Origin of the sequence: Amycolatopsis nalaikhensis, from assembly GCF_030264295.1 — a bacterium.
Classification (GTDB): domain Bacteria; phylum Actinomycetota; class Actinomycetes; order Mycobacteriales; family Pseudonocardiaceae; genus Amycolatopsis; species Amycolatopsis nalaikhensis.
In genome coordinates, this window is sequence record NZ_CP127173.1 from 770,224 (window position 1) to 785,647 (window position 15,424).

Sequence of the window (15,424 nt, forward strand, 5' to 3'; positions counted from 1 at the left end):
CGCAACGCCCCAGACCCCGGCGATCCTGCTTCCCGTTGCCGGCGGCGTCAGCCGGCAACCGAACCGGACGTGAGGACACGATGGTGGGGCGCGTGGTGCTGGCCGGTCTGCTCGGTCCCGCTTGCGTCTTGACCACGATCGGTGCGCCGGCCCTGCCGCAGGTCGGCTGGCTGCTGCTCGGCGGCAGCGCCGGGCTGCTCGCGGCTTTGCCCGCCCCTTGCTCGCGCGCGGCAACAGGGCGAGCGGGCCCGAGCCACTGGCGGGCCCGGCACCCGCGGCGGCGGAGCCGCCCGGATCCTTCGGTACCACCGTCCGTTCCGGTGGCCGAGATGGCGACCGACGAGCTGTGCCTGGCTTGGCGGCGCGGCTATCTCCTCCTGCTCCTCGCATCCGACCTGCCGGCTCGTCGTCGAGCGCCGGCAGGACTTCCTCGACGAAATCGAACGACGGGACCGCAGCGGGTTCCTCCGCTGGCTGGCCGGCGGCGCCCGGGCCGGCGGTGATCCCGCTCCGTACCTGACCACCCGGACCTGACCGACCGAAAGGCTCATCATGGCGATGGTCGACGGCGCGCTTCTCGCTTCGGCGATGTCAGGGGATCGCGCCGCGACCGAGGCGCTGCTGGGCTGGTTGCGCCCGGGTGTGCTGCGGTACTGCCAGGCGCGCCTGGGAAACCGGTGCTACCGCGACAGCGACGCGGACGACTGCGCGCAGGAGGTGCTGCTCGGCGTGCTCGGTGCGCTGCCGGGTTATCGCTACGGTGCTGCCCAGTTCATGAGCTTCGTCTACGGCGTCGCGTCGCACAAGGTCGTCGACGCTCACCGCCGCCGGGAAAGCGATGCGAGCCGCCCGGTTTCGCAGTTCGCCCCGCTGACTTCCGACCGGCCGGGGCCGTTGCGCCAAGTCGAACGGCTCGAGCTGTGTCAGCGGGTCGGCTTCCTGCTGGCCCTGCTGGGGCCGGAACAGCGCGATGTCGTGGTGCTGCGGGTCATGCTCGGCCTGTCCGCCCGGGAGACAGCTGCCGCGCTCGGCGTCGCCAGTTCGGGCGCGGTCCGCGTGAGCCAGCACCGCGCCCTCACCACGTTGCGCCGGCACCTTGCCGCACACTGATCCGGTGACGCGTTCGCCGGGTATCGAGCAGGACGTGCAGGCCCGTCACGGGCACGCGATTCGGCGCCCGGCGCGAGGGTCAGCTGCCGCTTGCGGAGGCAAGCGTCGCCCACACCACCTTTCCACCCGACCAGCGCCGGCTGCTTCCCCACGCCGTCGCGGTTTGGGTGACGATCCGCAGGCCGACGCCCGGGTCGCGCAGGCCGGATCGCTCCAGGAGGATCGCCGAACCGTGGTGCTCGTCGGCGACGGCGATGGTGAACAGGCCCCGGCGCAGATCGAGGCGCACGTCAGGTGCGGACCTGGTGTGCTGGAGCGTGTTGTCGACGAGCTCGCCCACTACCAGGAGCCCGTCGTAGGCCAGCTCGGGCACGCCCCAATCCGTGATGCGGTCCCGGAGGAACGTGCGAGCGAGCTCCGGCGCGTCCTCGGTGCGGGGGAACTTCCGCTGGGCCCATCGGCGGGTGGGGATCTCCTGGCTGTTTTCGGCGGTCTCGACGTCGTCACAGACCGCGACAAGGCGGTCGGTGCCGTGGCCGTGTAAGGCGTGCAGATGCACCCGCTGACGGGTGACCAGGGTGAACGGGATGCCGGGCCAGTGCCCGATCCGGCGGGCGACCAGGGGGAAGACGGTGGCGGGGGACAGTGCGTCGATGACCAGCCCGTCGACGTCGGCGATCAGCCCGGGCGGGCCATCGGCGGCCACCTTCAGCAGGCCGTCACGCAGAAACCGGTAACCGGAGAGGTCGAGCTTCCCCGGTGACGGTGACCAGGGTGCTGGCGAGCCGCGGAGCAGGCGCCAGGGTGATGCCGCCGGCGATCACGGCACCGGTTCGGCGGCGCGCCCCCACCGCTTCCGATTACCTGTCACGGTGGCGCCGCCGTACCGGCCCGGACGCTCGGGGATCGGGCACTTCGGCGATCGGGTGTCCCCGCCGATTCGACCGCAGGACGGCCCAGACGGCCTTGCCGCCGCCCCAAGACGGGCTGCATCCCCAGCGGTGCGCGGTCTGGTCGACCAGCCGGAGTCCGAGACCGTTCTCTCTGGGGCGCTCGCGCAGGACTGCCCGCCGCGGGTCGTCGTCGGCGACCGCGATGGTGAAGGTGTCCGGGCGCAGCTCGAGCCGCAGCCGGGGGTGCGATGTCGTGTGCAGGATCGCGTTCTCCACCAGCTCGGTCGCGACCAGGAGAGCGTCGTCGACGTGCCGGCGCACGTTCCACTGCGCGCAGGTCCGGCCGACGAACGCCCGGGCGGTCGCGGAGGCGTGCGCCGATGCGGCCAGCAGCTGCACCGCCCGCCGGCGGGATGGGCGCCCGCGTGCCTGTTCGGCCGCGAGGACGCCGGCGTGGACCGGCACCTCCGCTCCGCCCGCCGCCAGCTGGGCCGCGTGCTCCGCGCGGCCGGTGACCACCGCGAACGGAAGCCCGGGCCAGTCGCCGATCCGCAGCGCGATGACGGTGAACACACTCATGAGGCTGTCGTCGTCGACATCGAGACCGTGGATGTCGGCGATGACGCTCTCCGGCGCGCCCGTGGCCAGCTTGAGCACGTCGTCACGCAGCTCCCGATAGCCGGCCTCGGTGAAGGCGCCGGTCAAAGTCGCCACGGTCGACTCCGCCCGGTAACGCGGCACCAGGTGCAACCCGGTTTCACCAGTCATGTACTCGCCTTGCTCCCGCTACGCCGCCCGCGGTCATCGGCCCGGGACCGATGGTCTCCCGACACGCCGTCGGCGGCTTCCAGACCGAGCGCGGCGAGCAGCGAAGCGCAATCTTCGGCGTCGCTTGCGGCTGAGGCGACCAGCCGGGCACCGCGATACCGCTGTTCGGGGGTGAGCGCCATGGCGCCGGTCTCTTCGGGTGGTATCGCGCCGCGCCTCATCGGTCTGGCAACAGATACTGAGGCGCCGGTACCCCTGGATTCGTGGTGGTCATCAGTCGCCACCACGAACGGGTGCGTTCACCGGATCTTCTCGGGGATCTCTTCGAGTGTCCGCAGCAGGCGGATCGCCAGCGTGCGGGCTTCTTCGGCGGACAGCGGCGAATTCTCCTTCACCGTGTTCTCGACGAGGTTCACTCGCTGCTCGTAACGGGTCACGAAGTCCATGTCTGACCTTCTTCTCTCTCGATGACATCCGCTGGTGGGGATGTCCGGCTCCATCGGATCGGGGAAAGCACTTCGTCCCGAAGGACCGATGTCACCGCCGGGCGCGGCCGGACGGGTCGTACGCCCGCTTGCCGGGCGCGGCGGACCGGTGCTGCGGAAAGCGTTCGGTCTCGTCTCCGGAAGCGGGGGCCGGGGTGTACACCGGCTGGCGGAACAAGCTCCCGTACCGGCTGTCCTGGGGTGTGGTGAGTGTTCCGGGGCGGGGTTGTTCCGCGATGGGATGGCTGAACAACGAGCTGTCCATGGTGGGGGTACTGATCAGGAAATCCTTTCGGGTACGCCGCCGGAGGGCGGCGTCGGGAGTATGAGCGGCGGGGCCGGGCCGCGGGCAGGGCGCCAAGCGACGTGCCCGGGCGCGGGCTTCAGCGCGGGGGCGGTTCGGCGAGGGTGGTTTTCGGGTCCGACGGCATGTCGGTGCTCCCGTCCCCGGCTGCTGGCAGCGCCGGACTGGGGCCGAGGACGGCGCAGGTTCGACCACTTGCGCACGAAATGCTCTCGGTCGACACCCAGCGTACACGACGGCCGCGCTGGGTGTGTTAAGACTGGCTTCTAGCAAAGGGGCCCTCGTGGACCAGCTCAGTCTCGGCGTCGTCGCGCGTTCCCGCAAGGAGAACGAACGGCGGCTACCGATCCACCCGCACCACCTCGACCGGATCGACGCGGATCTCCGGGAAACCATCTACCTCGAACACGGCTACGGCGAACCTTTCGGGGTGCCCGACGAACACCTGGCGCGCGCGGTCGCGGGGCTGCGCACGCGCGAGCAGCTCATCGCCGAGTCCGACGTGGTCCTGCTGGCCAAACCGCTGCGGGAAGACGTCGCCGAACTCCGGGAAGGCCAGGTGCTGTGGGGCTGGCCGCACTGCGTACAGGACGCCGAACTGACCCAGCTGGCCATCGACCGGCGGCTGACCGTGATCGCCTTCGAAGCCATGAACCACTGGCGGCGCGACGGCTCGTTCGGGCTGCACGTCTTCCACAAGAACAACGAACTGGCCGGCTACTGCTCGGTCCTGCACGCCCTGCAGCTGATCGGCTCGACCGGCGACTACGGCCGCCGCTTGCGGGCGGTGGTGATCGGCTTCGGCGCGACCGCGCGCGGCGCGGTAACCGCGCTGAACGCCCACGGAGTCCACGACGTCGAAGTCCTCACCGCCCGCGGCCTCAGCGCGGTCGGCTCGCCGATCCATTCCGCGACGATGGTCCACTTCGACCACGACAAGAACCACCCGGGCGACCCTCGCCGCAGCCACGCCCACACCGCCCGCGGCCGGGTGCCGCTGGCTGGGTTCCTCGCCGAGCACGACATCGTCGTCAACTGCGTGCTCCAGGACACCGACGCGCCGCTGACCTTCCTCATCGAGGACGACCTCGCGGCGTTCACCCCCGGCAGCCTCGTCGTCGACGTCTCCTGTGACGAAGGCATGGGCTTCAGCTGGGCGCGGCCCACCACGTTCACCCGGCCGACCTTCCCGGTCGGCCACGGCGTCACCTACTACGCCGTCGACCACAGTCCCTCCTACCTGTGGAACTCGGCGACCTGGGAAATCAGCGAAGCGCTGCTGCCGCACCTGCGGACAGTCCTTTCCGGACAATCCACTTGGAACGAAACCGGAACGGTGGGACGGGCCGTCGAGATCCGGGACGGCACGATCCGCAACCCCGCGATCCTTTCTTTCCAGCAGCGCGCCACGGAATACCCGCATGTGCTGCGGCTCAAGGCACCGGAACCGTCCACCTGAGACAAGTGCCGCCGCCGGCCGGGCGTTCGAGCCGCAACGACCCGCCCGCCTCCGCGGCCCGCTGCTCGAGGTTGCGCAGCCCGCTGCGCGCCACGTCTTCCGGCATCCCGATCCCGGTGTCGGTGACTTCGACGACCAGGTCTTCGTCCAGGGACACGATGACCGCCAGCTCCGCCGCACGCGCGTGCCGCAGGACGTTGCTGACCGCTTCGCGCACCACCGCCTCGGCGTGTTCGGCCAGCCCGGCGGGCACCCGGTCGAACGCCCCCGACAGCCGCACCGTCGTGCGGACCGAAGAGTCGGCGCAGGCGTCGGTGATCGTGTTCTGCAGGCGCGCCCGCAGGCCCTGGCCGGCTCCCGGCCGGACGTGCAGGGCGAAGATCGTGCTGCGGATCTCTTCGATGACATCCTGGAGCTGGTCGATGTGCTGGGTGAGCCGGGCGGTGACCGCGGGCGAATCCGTCCGGCGGCGGGTGCCCTCGATGCCCATGCCGACCGCGAACAGCCGCTGGATGACGTGGTCGTGCAGGTCGCGGGCGATCCGGTCGCGGTCCACCAGGACGTCGAGCTCGCGGCGGGCGGCCTGGCTTTCGGCGTCCCGCAGCGCCAGCGCGGCCTGGTCGGCGAAGGCGGACACGAGCTGGAGCCCGTGCTCGTCGAAACCCGGTGCGCCGGACGCGCGGATCGCCAGGAGCACGCCCGCGGTGGACTCGCCGGAGCGCAACCGCACCGCCAGGGCCGGCCCGAGGTCCGCGCCCAGGTCGTACGCCAGGTTCGGGACGTTGCGCGGGACGTGGTCGCGCAGGACCGCGCCCGAGGTCGACCCGTCGAGCGGGATCCGGCGGCCGGTCAGCGCCTCGGCGTCGGGGCCGGCGCACACCGTGACGACCAGTGACCCACCGGGCGGCACGGGCAGTGCGATGAGCGCGTCCTCGGCGCCGGTGAGTTCGGCGGCCCGGCTCGCGACCAGGCGCAGCACCGTGTTGACATCGGTGCCGCCCAGGAGTTCGGCGGAGATTTCCCCGGTGGCTTCCAGCCACCGCTGCCTGCCCCGGCTCTGCTCGTAGAGCCGCGCGTTGTCGACGGCGATCCCGGCCGCCGCCGCCAGCGCGACGATCGCCCGTTCGTCGTCGGCGGTGAAGGCCTGCTCGCGGCCGAGGCGCAGCCGGCCGAGGACCGCGCCCCGGACCACGAGCGGGACGTCGAGGACTGCCGGCATCGGCGGGAGGCGGCGCGGGGTGGCGTCGTCGACGCCGGTGGCGGCGAACCCGGTGGTCCGGCCGTCCCCGTCGAGCAGGGTCAGCGCGCCGCAGCGGGCGCCGACCAGGTCGGTTGCGGCGATGACGATCCGGCGCAGCGTGGTCTCGAGCTTCCAGACCGGCGGAGAAGGCGAGCACGGCCGCCGGCAGCGCATCCATCCGGTCCCGGCCCGACGTCGTTTCCCCGGGCATGCCACCACAGTGGCACGACGGTGCGGCCCGTGGCGGGTTCAGGGGGAACCGAACCACGTTCGCAACCGGCGACCTTCGCCCGGCCACGGGTGCCGTTCGGCCCTTGGCCCGCGCCGGTGCCCGGGCGGACGGTGGCGGGACAGCCAGGAAACCCAGCAGCTCGGAGCCGTCCATGAAGACCGGTGTCATGCCCGTCGGGCACCTCAGTGCGAGCCAGATGCGATCCGTGCTCCTCGCGGCCACCGCTCCGCCGCCGCTGCGCCGCGGGCGGCCGTGGCGCTTCCAGTGCACGCCGGACGCCGTCGAGCTGTACGCGGATTCGCTCTCCACCGGTACTGACAGCGACCAGCGGGAACGCATGCTGGACTGCGGGGCCGCCCTGCTGAACCTCCGGCTGGCGATCAAGGCGCAGAGCAGCCACGCCGATACGCGCCTGTTCCCTACCGCGGACCGGCCCGACCTGCTCGCCGTCGTGCGGCCGAACGGCTACGAGACGATCGCCCCGGAAGACCGGGAACTCGTGGCGGCCATCGCCGGACGGCAGAGCAACCGGCGCCCGTTCACCGCCGCCGTCGTCCCCGACGCGGTGCAGCGGGAGCTCCGGCGGGCGGCCGAAGTGGAACGCGCCTGGCTGGCCACCATCACCGACGACCAGGTGCCCCAGCTGCGCGACATCATGCACCGCACCGAAGTCCCGCCGGCGACGCCCGGCCCCGGTGGCGGAAGCGACCTCGAGGTCGAGCCCGGCCGGCTGGTCGTGGTGATCGGCTCGCTGCACGACACCGCTCTCGGCCGGCTCCAGGCCGGTCAGGCCCTGCAGCGGGTTCTGCTCACGGCCGCCGCCGCAGGGCTTTCGGCGGCGCTCTCCTCGCAGGCGATGGCCGTACCGGCGGCCCGGCGCGAACTGCGGCAGCTGCTCGGGGGCGGGCTCTGGCCGCAGATCATGCTGCGTCTCGGCCACGGCACCGCCGTTGCGTCCTCCACGCAGGCACAGCTCGAAGACGTCGTGATCAGCGACGAGCACCCGTTCGGCCGTTAACCGCCCGGACGCCGTTGCGCGCCGTGGATCCCGGTGACCAGCACCGCCGCCTGGGACCGGCGCTCCAGCCCGAGTTTCGCCAGCAGGCGGGACACGTAGTTCTTGACGGTCTTCTCGGCCAGAAACATCCGCTCGGCGATCTGCCGGTTCGTCAGGCTCTCCCCCAGCAGGTCCAGCAGCACCAGCTCCTGCTCGCTCAACCCCGCCAGCGGACCCGGTTCCCCGGTCTTCGCGCGCAGCTCGGCCACCAGCGCGGTGACCGCCCGGCCGTCCAGCAGGGTCTCACCCGACCCCACCCGGCGAATGGCGTCGACCAGCTGCAGCCCCTTCACGTCCTTGATCACATACCCCTCGGCGCCGGCCAGGACCGCATCGACCATCGAATCCGCGTCGGTGAAGGAGGTCAGCATCAGGCACCGCAGGCCGGGCAGTAGCGCACGCAGGTCGCGGCACAATTGCACGCCGTTGCCGTCGGGGAGCCGGACGTCCAGCACTGCCACGTCGGGACGCAGCGCGGGCACCCTGGCCAGGGATTCGGCCACCGACGACGCCTGCCCGACGACGCTCAGGCCGGGTTCGTCGCCGACGAGTTCGGCGACGCCGCGCCGGACGAGTTCGTGGTCGTCGACCAGGAAGACCGTGATGACGGGCAGAGCGTGCTGCGGGCTGTCATCCACCACCCCAGGCTACGCCCGTCGCGCCGAACGGCCTCCGAACCGAGGTCCCGCGACTCTAGACCGCGTGGCGCGGGCGGACCACGGTGGAGGAATGACACAGATCCAGCACCGGCCCGATCACCACCTGAAGACGGCCGTCACCGACGAACTCGCCTGGACTCCCAGTGTCAACGCCGAAGCAATCGCCGTGAGCGTCGATGGCGGTGCCGCGACGCTGGCCGGGCACGTCGGCACCTATCCCGAGAAGGAAGCGGCCCTGCGCGCCGCGACCCGGGTGCACGGCGTGACCACGACCGTGGACCGGATCCTCGTCCGGCACGGCCACGCGATTCCGGCCGACGTGGACCTCGCCCGCGAAGCCATGGCCGTGTTCGACCGCCGCACGGTGCTCGTGCCGAAGAATTCGGTGCAGGTCGACGTGCGCGACCAGGTGATCACCCTGCGCGGGTCAGTGGACTGGAACCACGAGCGCGAAGCCGCCCGCCGGGCCGTGGCCGCGCTCCCCGGGGTCAGCGGCGTGCGGAACCTGATCACGCTGCGGCCCGCGCCGGGAGCCACCGCGGCCGAGACCAAAGCACGGATCCTCGCGGCGCTGGCCCGGCACGCGCCCGGGTCCGCCCAGGACGTCGAGGTCGCCGTCGACGACGGCCAGATCACCCTGACCGGCGCCGTCCCCACCCCGGCCGAACGCCGGTCGGCCGAGCAGACCGCGTGGTTCGCCCCCGGCGTGACCGCGGTCGACAACCAGGTGCAGCTCACCGGCTGAGCCTCCGCCCCGGCACGAGCCGCGACCTCTGGAGCACCATGAACGTTTTCGTGATCATCGTCATCGCCGCCGCGTTGCTGCTTCTCCTGGCGTCCGCGGTGCGGATCGTCAAGCAGTACGAACAGGGGGTCCTGTTCCGGCTCGGCCGGGTGGTGGGCGTGCGCGAGCCGGGGTTGCGGCTGATCATCCCGGTCGTCGACGTCCTGCGCCGGGTGCCGTTGCGGATCATCACGATGCCGATCCAGTCCCAGGGCATCATCACCCGTGACAACGTGAGCGTGGACGTGTCCGCCGTCGCCTACTTCCGGGTGCGGGACGCGGTGAAGTCGGTCGTCGCGATCGAGAACGTCTACGCCGCGATCGACCAGATCGCCCAGACGACGCTGCGGAAGGTCGTCGGGCAGCACACGCTGGACGAGACGCTGTCGGAGACCGACAGCATCAACGTCGACATCCGCCGGATCCTGGACGTCACCACGCTCGACTGGGGCGTGGAAGTGACTTTGGTGGAACTGAAGGACATCCAGCTGCCCGACACGATGAAACGGGCGATGGCCCGGCAGGCCGAAGCGGAACGCGAAAAGCGCGCCAAGATCATCAGCGCCGAAGGCGAATCCCTCGCCGCCGCCGCACTCGGCGACGCGTCGGACACGATGATGGCGCACCCGCTCGCGCTGCAGCTGCGCAATCTGCAGAGCCTGGTGGAGATCGGCGTGGACAAGAACACCACCGTCGTGTTCCCCGCCCCGCTGATGAGCACCATCGGCGAACTCGGCTCGTTCCTGGCCCGCGAGAGCGCCGCCGCGGCCCAGCCGAAACCGGCCGCCACCGCCGCGATCGTGCCGCCGCCCGCGGCCGTGAACGGCACCAGGGCCGACGAGCGCTGACCGCCGCCGGCCCCCGGGACTCCGCAGTGTTCTGTGCGAAAAGGACAGAGCACTGTGGACCCGGGTCGCGCACCGGATCCGTGAGGAGACATCATGACCACCGCCACCCCGCCGGTACGAGTCCTGCTCCCGGACGGCGAAGCCGCCTGGGTGCGCAAGCTGGAAGCCGGGGATGCCGCCGCGGTCCTCGCGCTGCGGGCCCGGCTTTCCGGGCGCGATCGGCACGTGCGGTTCTTCGGTCTCGGCGTGGCCGGGCTGGCCGAGCTCTCGACGCAGCTGTCCCACAGCTCTGGCGTCGGGCACACCGCCGTGGGCTGCTTCGTGCACTCCCGGCTGGCCGGTGTCGCCCGCTACGACATCCTGGCCGACCCGGCCGAAGCGGCGGTCGCGCTGGTGGTCGACGGCCACGGCCCGGCCCTCGGCGTGGCGGCCCTGCTGCTCGAACAGCTCGCCGTCTCGGCCGAACACGAAGGCGTGCGGATGCTCGTCGCCGACACCGGCGCGGAGAACGCGAAAATGCTCGGCGTTTTCGCGGCGCTGGGCATTCCGTTCCGGCCGGGACTGCAGCGCGAACAGCCCGCTGCCGCGGAACGAAACGCCCCTTCCCCGGAGTAGAATGGACATTGTCCGAGAGCATTTCGCACGCTGGCGATCAAGCCCGCGTCGTTCTCGGCCCCCAAGTCCGGCCGGTGCCCTCCGGCCGGGGACGGGAGCACCGGCATGAAGTCGGTCCCGCACACCACCCACGCCATGCGCTTCGCGCAAGCGGCCGACGAACTCCGCCACCACGCGCCGCGGCTGCGGCTGAAGCCGGAAGCACCCACCACCGGCTGGGTCGACGGCGCCTGGTGGCCCCGTTCCCTGGACCTGACCGCCGAACTGCCGTCGCTGCTCCCGGCACTGACCGGCCGGCTGCGCCGGATCGAACGGGTCACCTACCACCTCGCGGCCTGGCCACCCACCCCGCGCCGGCTGCGTTCCGGGGACGAGCACGGCGACGTCCGGCTCGAGGGATTCCGGTCGCAGCACGCCGCCACCCTGACCGTGATCGGGCTCGGCGCGCGCCGCCGGCTGACGCTGCTGGTGATCCCGCCGGACGCCGATCCGGATCTCGCCCACCACGCGCTGCTGACCGCGGCGCGCCGGGGCAACAACGACACCGTCGACACGCTGCTCGCCGCCCTTGACGATGACACAGCGGTGCAGCGCTGGGAGGTCGAAGGCGGCCGGATCCCCGCCCAAGCGGGACCTGCCGGCGGGTAGCCGTCCTCAGTTCGCTCCGCCGCCCGATCCGGGCGGCGGGCGTCGAGGCGTGCGTGCAGCCGTGCCCGGATCTTGTCCGGGGCGCAGGCCCGCCGCCGTCGTTCCTGGCGCGATCACCACCCCGGTCGCGCCGAGCTTGCCGTCGGCGACCTGTCAGTCCGCTGTGGACGTCACCGCGGGATCTCGGTCGGCAGGCGGGGTTCGCGGTGCAGCAGTTCGAGCGCGTCGGTGTCGGCGACCGCCGGGAACTTCCGGTAGCTGTTGCGGACCGCGTGCAGCCACGGCATCGGGCGCAGGCAGACGAACTGGTCGACCTCGCGGGCGAGCCGGTCGAGGACAGGCGCTTGGGCGACCGGGACCGCGAGCACGATCCGGCGCGCCTGGCGGGCGCGCAGGACGCGGATCGCCGTGTGCGCGGTCGTGCCGGTGGCGGCGCCGTCGTCGGCGAGTACCACCGTCCGGCCCGCGATCGGCACCGGCGCTACGTCGCGCCGGTAGACGGCGACCTGCCCGGCCAGACTGCCCCGCGCCTGATCGGCGAGCCGGGTGAGCTCGTCCGCCGAGATGTCGAACCGGCGGATGGCGCCGTGGTCCCAGACGACCAGGCCGCCCTCCCCGACGGCACCGAGCAGCACCGGTGGTGGTCCGGCGGCCTCGATCCGGGCGGTGAGCAGGATGTCCAGCGGCGCCCCGAGGACGTCGGCGATCTCGGCGGCGACCACGAGGCCGCCCTCGGACAGGCCGAGGACCACGGCGCGGTCACCGCGCAGGGGGCGCAGGCGGAGGGCCAGTCGTTCGCCCGCCTCCCGGCGATCACGGAACCGCATGGGCACTCCTGCCGTCGGGAGCCGGTCGGCCGTCCCCCAGCATGACCGCACCGCGTCCGCGGGCGGGAGGGCCGTTGGTCACCACCAGCGGACCGTTCGGCACCTTTCGCTCGACAGTCCACAAAGGACTTCTCAGCGCGGGCGGCTCACCGTCGACGGCGCCAGCACGACCGCGGGCGCGAGGTCGCGGTCTGCCAGGGCACGGGCCACGTCGCTGAGCCGGCGGTTGTTCCGCCGGGCATAGCCGCGCAAGGCCGTGAACGCCGCGTCCATGCTCAGCCGTCCGCTGACGGCGAGCACGCCCTTGGCCTGCTCGATGATCACCCGGCTGTTCAACGCGGTCTGCAGCTGCTCGGAGAGGAGCTCACCCTGGCGGAACGCGCGTTCGTGGAGGATCCCGATGGTCGCGGTGTCGGCCAGCCCCTGCGCCAGTGCCACGTCGTCGGCCGACAGCTCACCCGGGGAGTGCCCGAAGAGGTTCAACGCCCCGATCGTCTGCCGGCGCAGCCGCATCGGTACCGCGTGCACCGACGCGAACCCGTCCTTGGCCGCCTCGGCCGCGAACCGCGGCCACCGTGCCGCCGCCGCGGCGATATCGGCCACCAGGACCGGTGTGCTGGTGGTGAAGCACTCGACGCACGGCCCCTCGTCGATGTCGAGCTGGAACAGCTCCAGCAGCCGTGCCTGTTCGGTGGACGACGCCAGCACCTGCAGGCCGCCCCGCTCGTCGGCCAGGGTCAGCCCGGCCGCCGCGACGTCGAGCAGCTCCACGCACTGCACCACCAGAGTGTGCAGCAGATCCGCGACGTCGTAGTCGTCGACCAGCGTGTCCGCGAGTGCGACGAACGCCCGCGTCACCTGTCGTTCACGGTCGGGCATGCCCACCATCTCCTGAATCGTCAGCTGCCTTCATGGTGATCCTCACCGGAACTCCTCGTCCAATCGCAGCCGCCCGGCGACGATGTCGGCCGCGACTTCCCGCAGGGAACGCCCGTGGCCGAAAGCGTAGGCCCGCAACCGGGCCAGCGCGGCCGAGGCGGGCAGGTCCAGGTGCGCGATCAGCATCCCGGTCGCCTGGTGCACCTCCCGGAACCGCATCCCCGCGCCCTCCATCCACCGCCCGTCACCGTCGAGCCAGCGCTCGCCGCCGTCCCGCAGCCCCGACAAGGCGAGTGCGGCGATGTCGGCGACCTGCAACGCCGTCGACAGCTCGGCGGCATCGAGCGAGCCCGGTGTCGAGCGGTAGGTGTCGAGGGTCGCCACCCGGACCGCCCCGATCTGCACCGGGAACGTGAACAACGCGGCCACCGGCTGCGCCGCGGCCTCCGCGGCGAAAATCGGCCACGCCGGCGGCGGTCCGGCAGCCAGATCCGGCACCAGGACCGGCCCACCCGCGGCGTGGGCCTCGAAACACGGTCCTTCACCGAGGGAGAACTGCAGTTCCGCCAGCGCCGAGCTCACCGCGTCACTGGCGTAGACGATCTCGCGGTGCCCGGTGCCGGCCACCACCGACACCGCCGCTCCGTTGACCGGCAGCAAGCGCACACACGCCCGGCACACCCGGCCGACGACGTCGACCCCGCTGCTCGGCCCAGCTTCACCCAGGGCGGCCAGCACGCTCGCGCGCAGGTCCTCGACCTCAGCCACCGCGAACCCACCACCGGCGAGCTCCGCGTTCCGGCATCCGGTTCCTTCCGGGTCGGTGTTCGTGATCGCCACACCAACACGGACACCGGGCCCGGATCAGCACCGCTGCCGCGGCTGCGTGCAGCGAGCGTACCCGGCCGGGTGCCCTGATGGCTTCACGTGGTCAAGGACGGCGCGGGATCGCTGCCGGCATGCCTCGCCCCGGCGAGGATGTCCTCGGCACCGGCCGTGGTGTCCGGGTCAGCGGCCGTCCGCAGGGCGGTGGTGGCCGCATCGCGTGGGGTGTCCGGCGCGACGACGAGCAGGATCAGGCGCCGCTGCTGCGTGCCGACGAGTGCGAGGGTGTCCGCCTGCATGGAGTGGAACCCTTCCAACCGGACGATACGGCCGTCCACCACGAGCTTGCGGTGGGCGATCTCCCAGCCGTCGCCCAGCGGGTAGCTGATCCGCTCGACGTCGCCCACCCGGTCGCGCACCGCCGCGAGGACGTCGGGGAACTCGACGCGGGCGTCGCGGGACCGCGGCCACCACGCGCCGTCGACGTACCCGCCGCCGGCGGCCGGTTTCAGCTGCAGGCGGACCTCGTCACCAACGGTGGTCACGACCGGCTCCGATCCGGGGTCTCGGCGAGCAGACCGCGTTCCGGCTTGCCGAACCCGCGGGGCGCCGCGGTGTAGCCGGGGTTGAGCTTGCGAGCCAGGCGTTCCGGCCTGGGCCAGCGGACTTCGGTGGCCCAGCCGAGCTTTTCGAACAGCCAGATCAGGCGCGCGGACATGTCGAGCTGGCCGCGGCGGACGCCGTGGCGGGCGCCGGTCGGGTCGGCGTGGTGGGAGTTGTGCCACGACTCGCCCATGGAGGCGATGGCCAGCGGCCAGAAGTTCGCGGACTTGTCGCGGGCGGCGTAGGGCCGGTCACCGATCATGTGGCACAGGGAGTTCACCGACCAGGTGACGTGGTGCAGCACGGCCACCCGGACGAGGCTCGCCCAGAAGAACGCGGTCAGCGCGCCCCACCAGGACATCGTCACCAGCCCGCCGATCACGGCCGGGGCCAGCAGGGTGACGACGGTGAGCGCGGGGAACCAGCGGTCGATCCGGGCGATGTCGCGGTCGGCGAGCAGGTCGGGGGCGAACCGCTGCGCGTTGGTCTTCTCCCGGTCGAACAACCAGCCCATGTGAGCGTGCCAGAAACCCTTCGCGAGCGCGGCGGCCGAAGTGCCGTAACGCCACGGGGAATGCGGATCACCCTCGCGGTCGGCGAAGGCGTGGTGGCGGCGGTGGTCGGCGACCCAGCCGATCACCGGGCCCTGCATGGCCATGCTGCCGGTGGCGGCGAGGGCGATCCGCAGGCCGCGGTTCGCCTTGAAGGCGCCGTGGGTGAAGTAGCGGTGGAAGCCGATGGTGACTCCCAGGCCGGTCAGGAAGTAGAACCCGATGGCCAGGGCGACGTCGGTCCAGCCGAGGCCCCAGCCCCACGCGAACGGCACCGCGGCGGCCAGCGCCAGCAACGGCACGACCGCGAACAGCTTGACCAGGAAGGTTTCGGTGCGGGACTTTTCGCCCGCGAGCATCGGCTCCGAGGTGTTGGGTGGCCGTTGCAGCGTTTGTGTCATATCGATCGCTTCTTTCCTTGACGTACCTGTCCGCCAGGGTCTGGGGCGATCAAGTTCCGGATAGCCCGCTGACGGCGGCCCAAAACCGGGAGATGGTGGAGGTTGCCGGGACGTCCTCACCGCTGAGGCCCGCTACGTGAGCGAGAGCAACCAATAGTCACAACGAACGACCCGCCGGAATGGTTCCCGTCCGGTTGGCCCTTCGAATGCCGACCGGCCCGGGCCCATCCGGCACG

General features: G+C 71.9%; 17 protein-coding genes. 7 read left to right on the top strand and 10 right to left on the bottom strand.

Annotated features, from left to right (window positions below; all coding sequences use genetic code 11):
• Window positions 1-552: 552 nt before the first annotated feature.
• On the top strand, window positions 553-1,110 hold the full coding sequence (locus tag QP939_RS03720; RefSeq protein WP_091315912.1) for a sigma-70 family RNA polymerase sigma factor: 558 nt from the start codon (window positions 553-555) through the stop codon (window positions 1,108-1,110).
• Window positions 1,111-1,189: 79 nt separating this feature from the next.
• On the opposite strand, the gene QP939_RS03725 is transcribed toward QP939_RS03720, so the two are convergent.
• The 3 genes from QP939_RS03725 to QP939_RS03740 all read right to left on the bottom strand — a co-directional run bounded on the left by QP939_RS03725 (window position 1,190) and on the right by QP939_RS03740 (window position 3,217).
• Window positions 1,190-1,816 (bottom strand): ATP-binding protein, encoded by a 627-nt coding sequence (locus QP939_RS03725; RefSeq protein ID WP_285455106.1) that lies wholly within the window; start codon window positions 1,814-1,816, stop codon window positions 1,190-1,192.
• A 154-nt stretch (window positions 1,817-1,970) separates the two neighbouring features.
• Window positions 1,971-2,771: an ATP-binding protein gene (locus QP939_RS03730; RefSeq protein ID WP_285455107.1), complete on the bottom strand. Its 801-nt coding sequence runs from the start codon at window positions 2,769-2,771 to the stop codon at window positions 1,971-1,973.
• Between the two features lie 299 nt (window positions 2,772-3,070).
• Window positions 3,071-3,217, bottom strand: a complete 147-nt coding sequence (locus tag QP939_RS03740; RefSeq protein ID WP_176172605.1) for a DUF6307 family protein — start codon at window positions 3,215-3,217, stop codon at window positions 3,071-3,073.
• A 626-nt stretch (window positions 3,218-3,843) separates the two neighbouring features.
• Here QP939_RS03740 and QP939_RS03745 point away from each other — a divergent pair.
• Window positions 3,844-5,019, top strand: coding sequence for a N(5)-(carboxyethyl)ornithine synthase (locus QP939_RS03745; protein ID WP_285455109.1), 1,176 nt, complete (start codon window positions 3,844-3,846; stop codon window positions 5,017-5,019).
• Here QP939_RS03745 and QP939_RS03750 read toward each other — a convergent pair.
• Entirely contained in the window at window positions 4,994-6,433 is a 1,440-nt protein-coding gene (locus tag QP939_RS03750) for a GAF domain-containing sensor histidine kinase (RefSeq protein WP_285455110.1), read from the bottom strand. The two genes, QP939_RS03745 and QP939_RS03750, sit on opposite strands and share 26 nt — an antisense overlap.
• Before the next feature lie 209 nt (window positions 6,434-6,642).
• Here QP939_RS03750 and QP939_RS03755 point away from each other — a divergent pair, with 209 nt between their 5' ends.
• Entirely contained in the window at window positions 6,643-7,509 is an 867-nt protein-coding gene (locus QP939_RS03755) for a hypothetical protein (protein ID WP_285455111.1), read from the top strand.
• Here QP939_RS03755 and QP939_RS03760 read toward each other — a convergent pair.
• Window positions 7,506-8,186, bottom strand: coding sequence for a response regulator (locus tag QP939_RS03760; RefSeq protein ID WP_285455112.1), 681 nt, complete (start codon window positions 8,184-8,186; stop codon window positions 7,506-7,508). The two genes, QP939_RS03755 and QP939_RS03760, sit on opposite strands and share 4 nt — an antisense overlap.
• Before the next feature lie 91 nt (window positions 8,187-8,277).
• Between QP939_RS03760 and QP939_RS03765 the strand changes: the two genes are divergently transcribed.
• From QP939_RS03765 to QP939_RS03780, 4 genes are all read left to right on the top strand, one after another.
• Window positions 8,278-8,952: a BON domain-containing protein gene (locus QP939_RS03765; protein WP_285455113.1), complete on the top strand. Its 675-nt coding sequence runs from the start codon at window positions 8,278-8,280 to the stop codon at window positions 8,950-8,952.
• 38 nt (window positions 8,953-8,990) lie between these two features.
• Window positions 8,991-9,839: a slipin family protein gene (locus QP939_RS03770; RefSeq protein WP_091315897.1), complete on the top strand. Its 849-nt coding sequence runs from the start codon at window positions 8,991-8,993 to the stop codon at window positions 9,837-9,839.
• Between the two features lie 93 nt (window positions 9,840-9,932).
• Window positions 9,933-10,454 carry a GNAT family N-acetyltransferase gene (locus tag QP939_RS03775; RefSeq protein WP_285455114.1) on the top strand — a complete coding sequence of 174 codons (522 nt, stop codon included), beginning with the start codon at window positions 9,933-9,935 and terminating at the stop codon, window positions 10,452-10,454.
• 105 nt (window positions 10,455-10,559) lie between these two features.
• Entirely contained in the window at window positions 10,560-11,102 is a 543-nt protein-coding gene (locus QP939_RS03780) for a DUF5994 family protein (protein WP_285455115.1), read from the top strand.
• A gap of 170 nt (window positions 11,103-11,272) precedes the next feature.
• Here the strand turns inward: QP939_RS03780 and QP939_RS03785 are convergent, their stop codons facing one another.
• The 5 genes from QP939_RS03785 to QP939_RS03805 form a co-directional block, all read right to left on the bottom strand.
• Window positions 11,273-11,929, bottom strand: a complete 657-nt coding sequence (locus tag QP939_RS03785) for a phosphoribosyltransferase (protein ID WP_285455116.1) — start codon at window positions 11,927-11,929, stop codon at window positions 11,273-11,275.
• Window positions 11,930-12,061: 132 nt separating this feature from the next.
• A complete protein-coding gene (locus tag QP939_RS03790; RefSeq protein ID WP_285455117.1) occupies window positions 12,062-12,808 on the bottom strand; it encodes a GAF and ANTAR domain-containing protein in 747 nt (248 codons plus the stop codon).
• Window positions 12,809-12,850: 42 nt separating this feature from the next.
• Entirely contained in the window at window positions 12,851-13,576 is a 726-nt protein-coding gene (locus tag QP939_RS03795) for a GAF domain-containing protein (protein ID WP_285455118.1), read from the bottom strand.
• 155 nt (window positions 13,577-13,731) lie between these two features.
• A complete protein-coding gene (locus QP939_RS03800) occupies window positions 13,732-14,178 on the bottom strand; it encodes a DUF5994 family protein (RefSeq protein ID WP_285455119.1) in 447 nt (148 codons plus the stop codon).
• Window positions 14,175-15,188 carry an acyl-CoA desaturase gene (locus tag QP939_RS03805; RefSeq protein ID WP_285455120.1) on the bottom strand — a complete coding sequence of 338 codons (1,014 nt, stop codon included), beginning with the start codon at window positions 15,186-15,188 and terminating at the stop codon, window positions 14,175-14,177. Before QP939_RS03805 ends, QP939_RS03800 begins: the two co-directional genes overlap by 4 nt.
• Window positions 15,189-15,424: the final 236 nt, after the last annotated feature.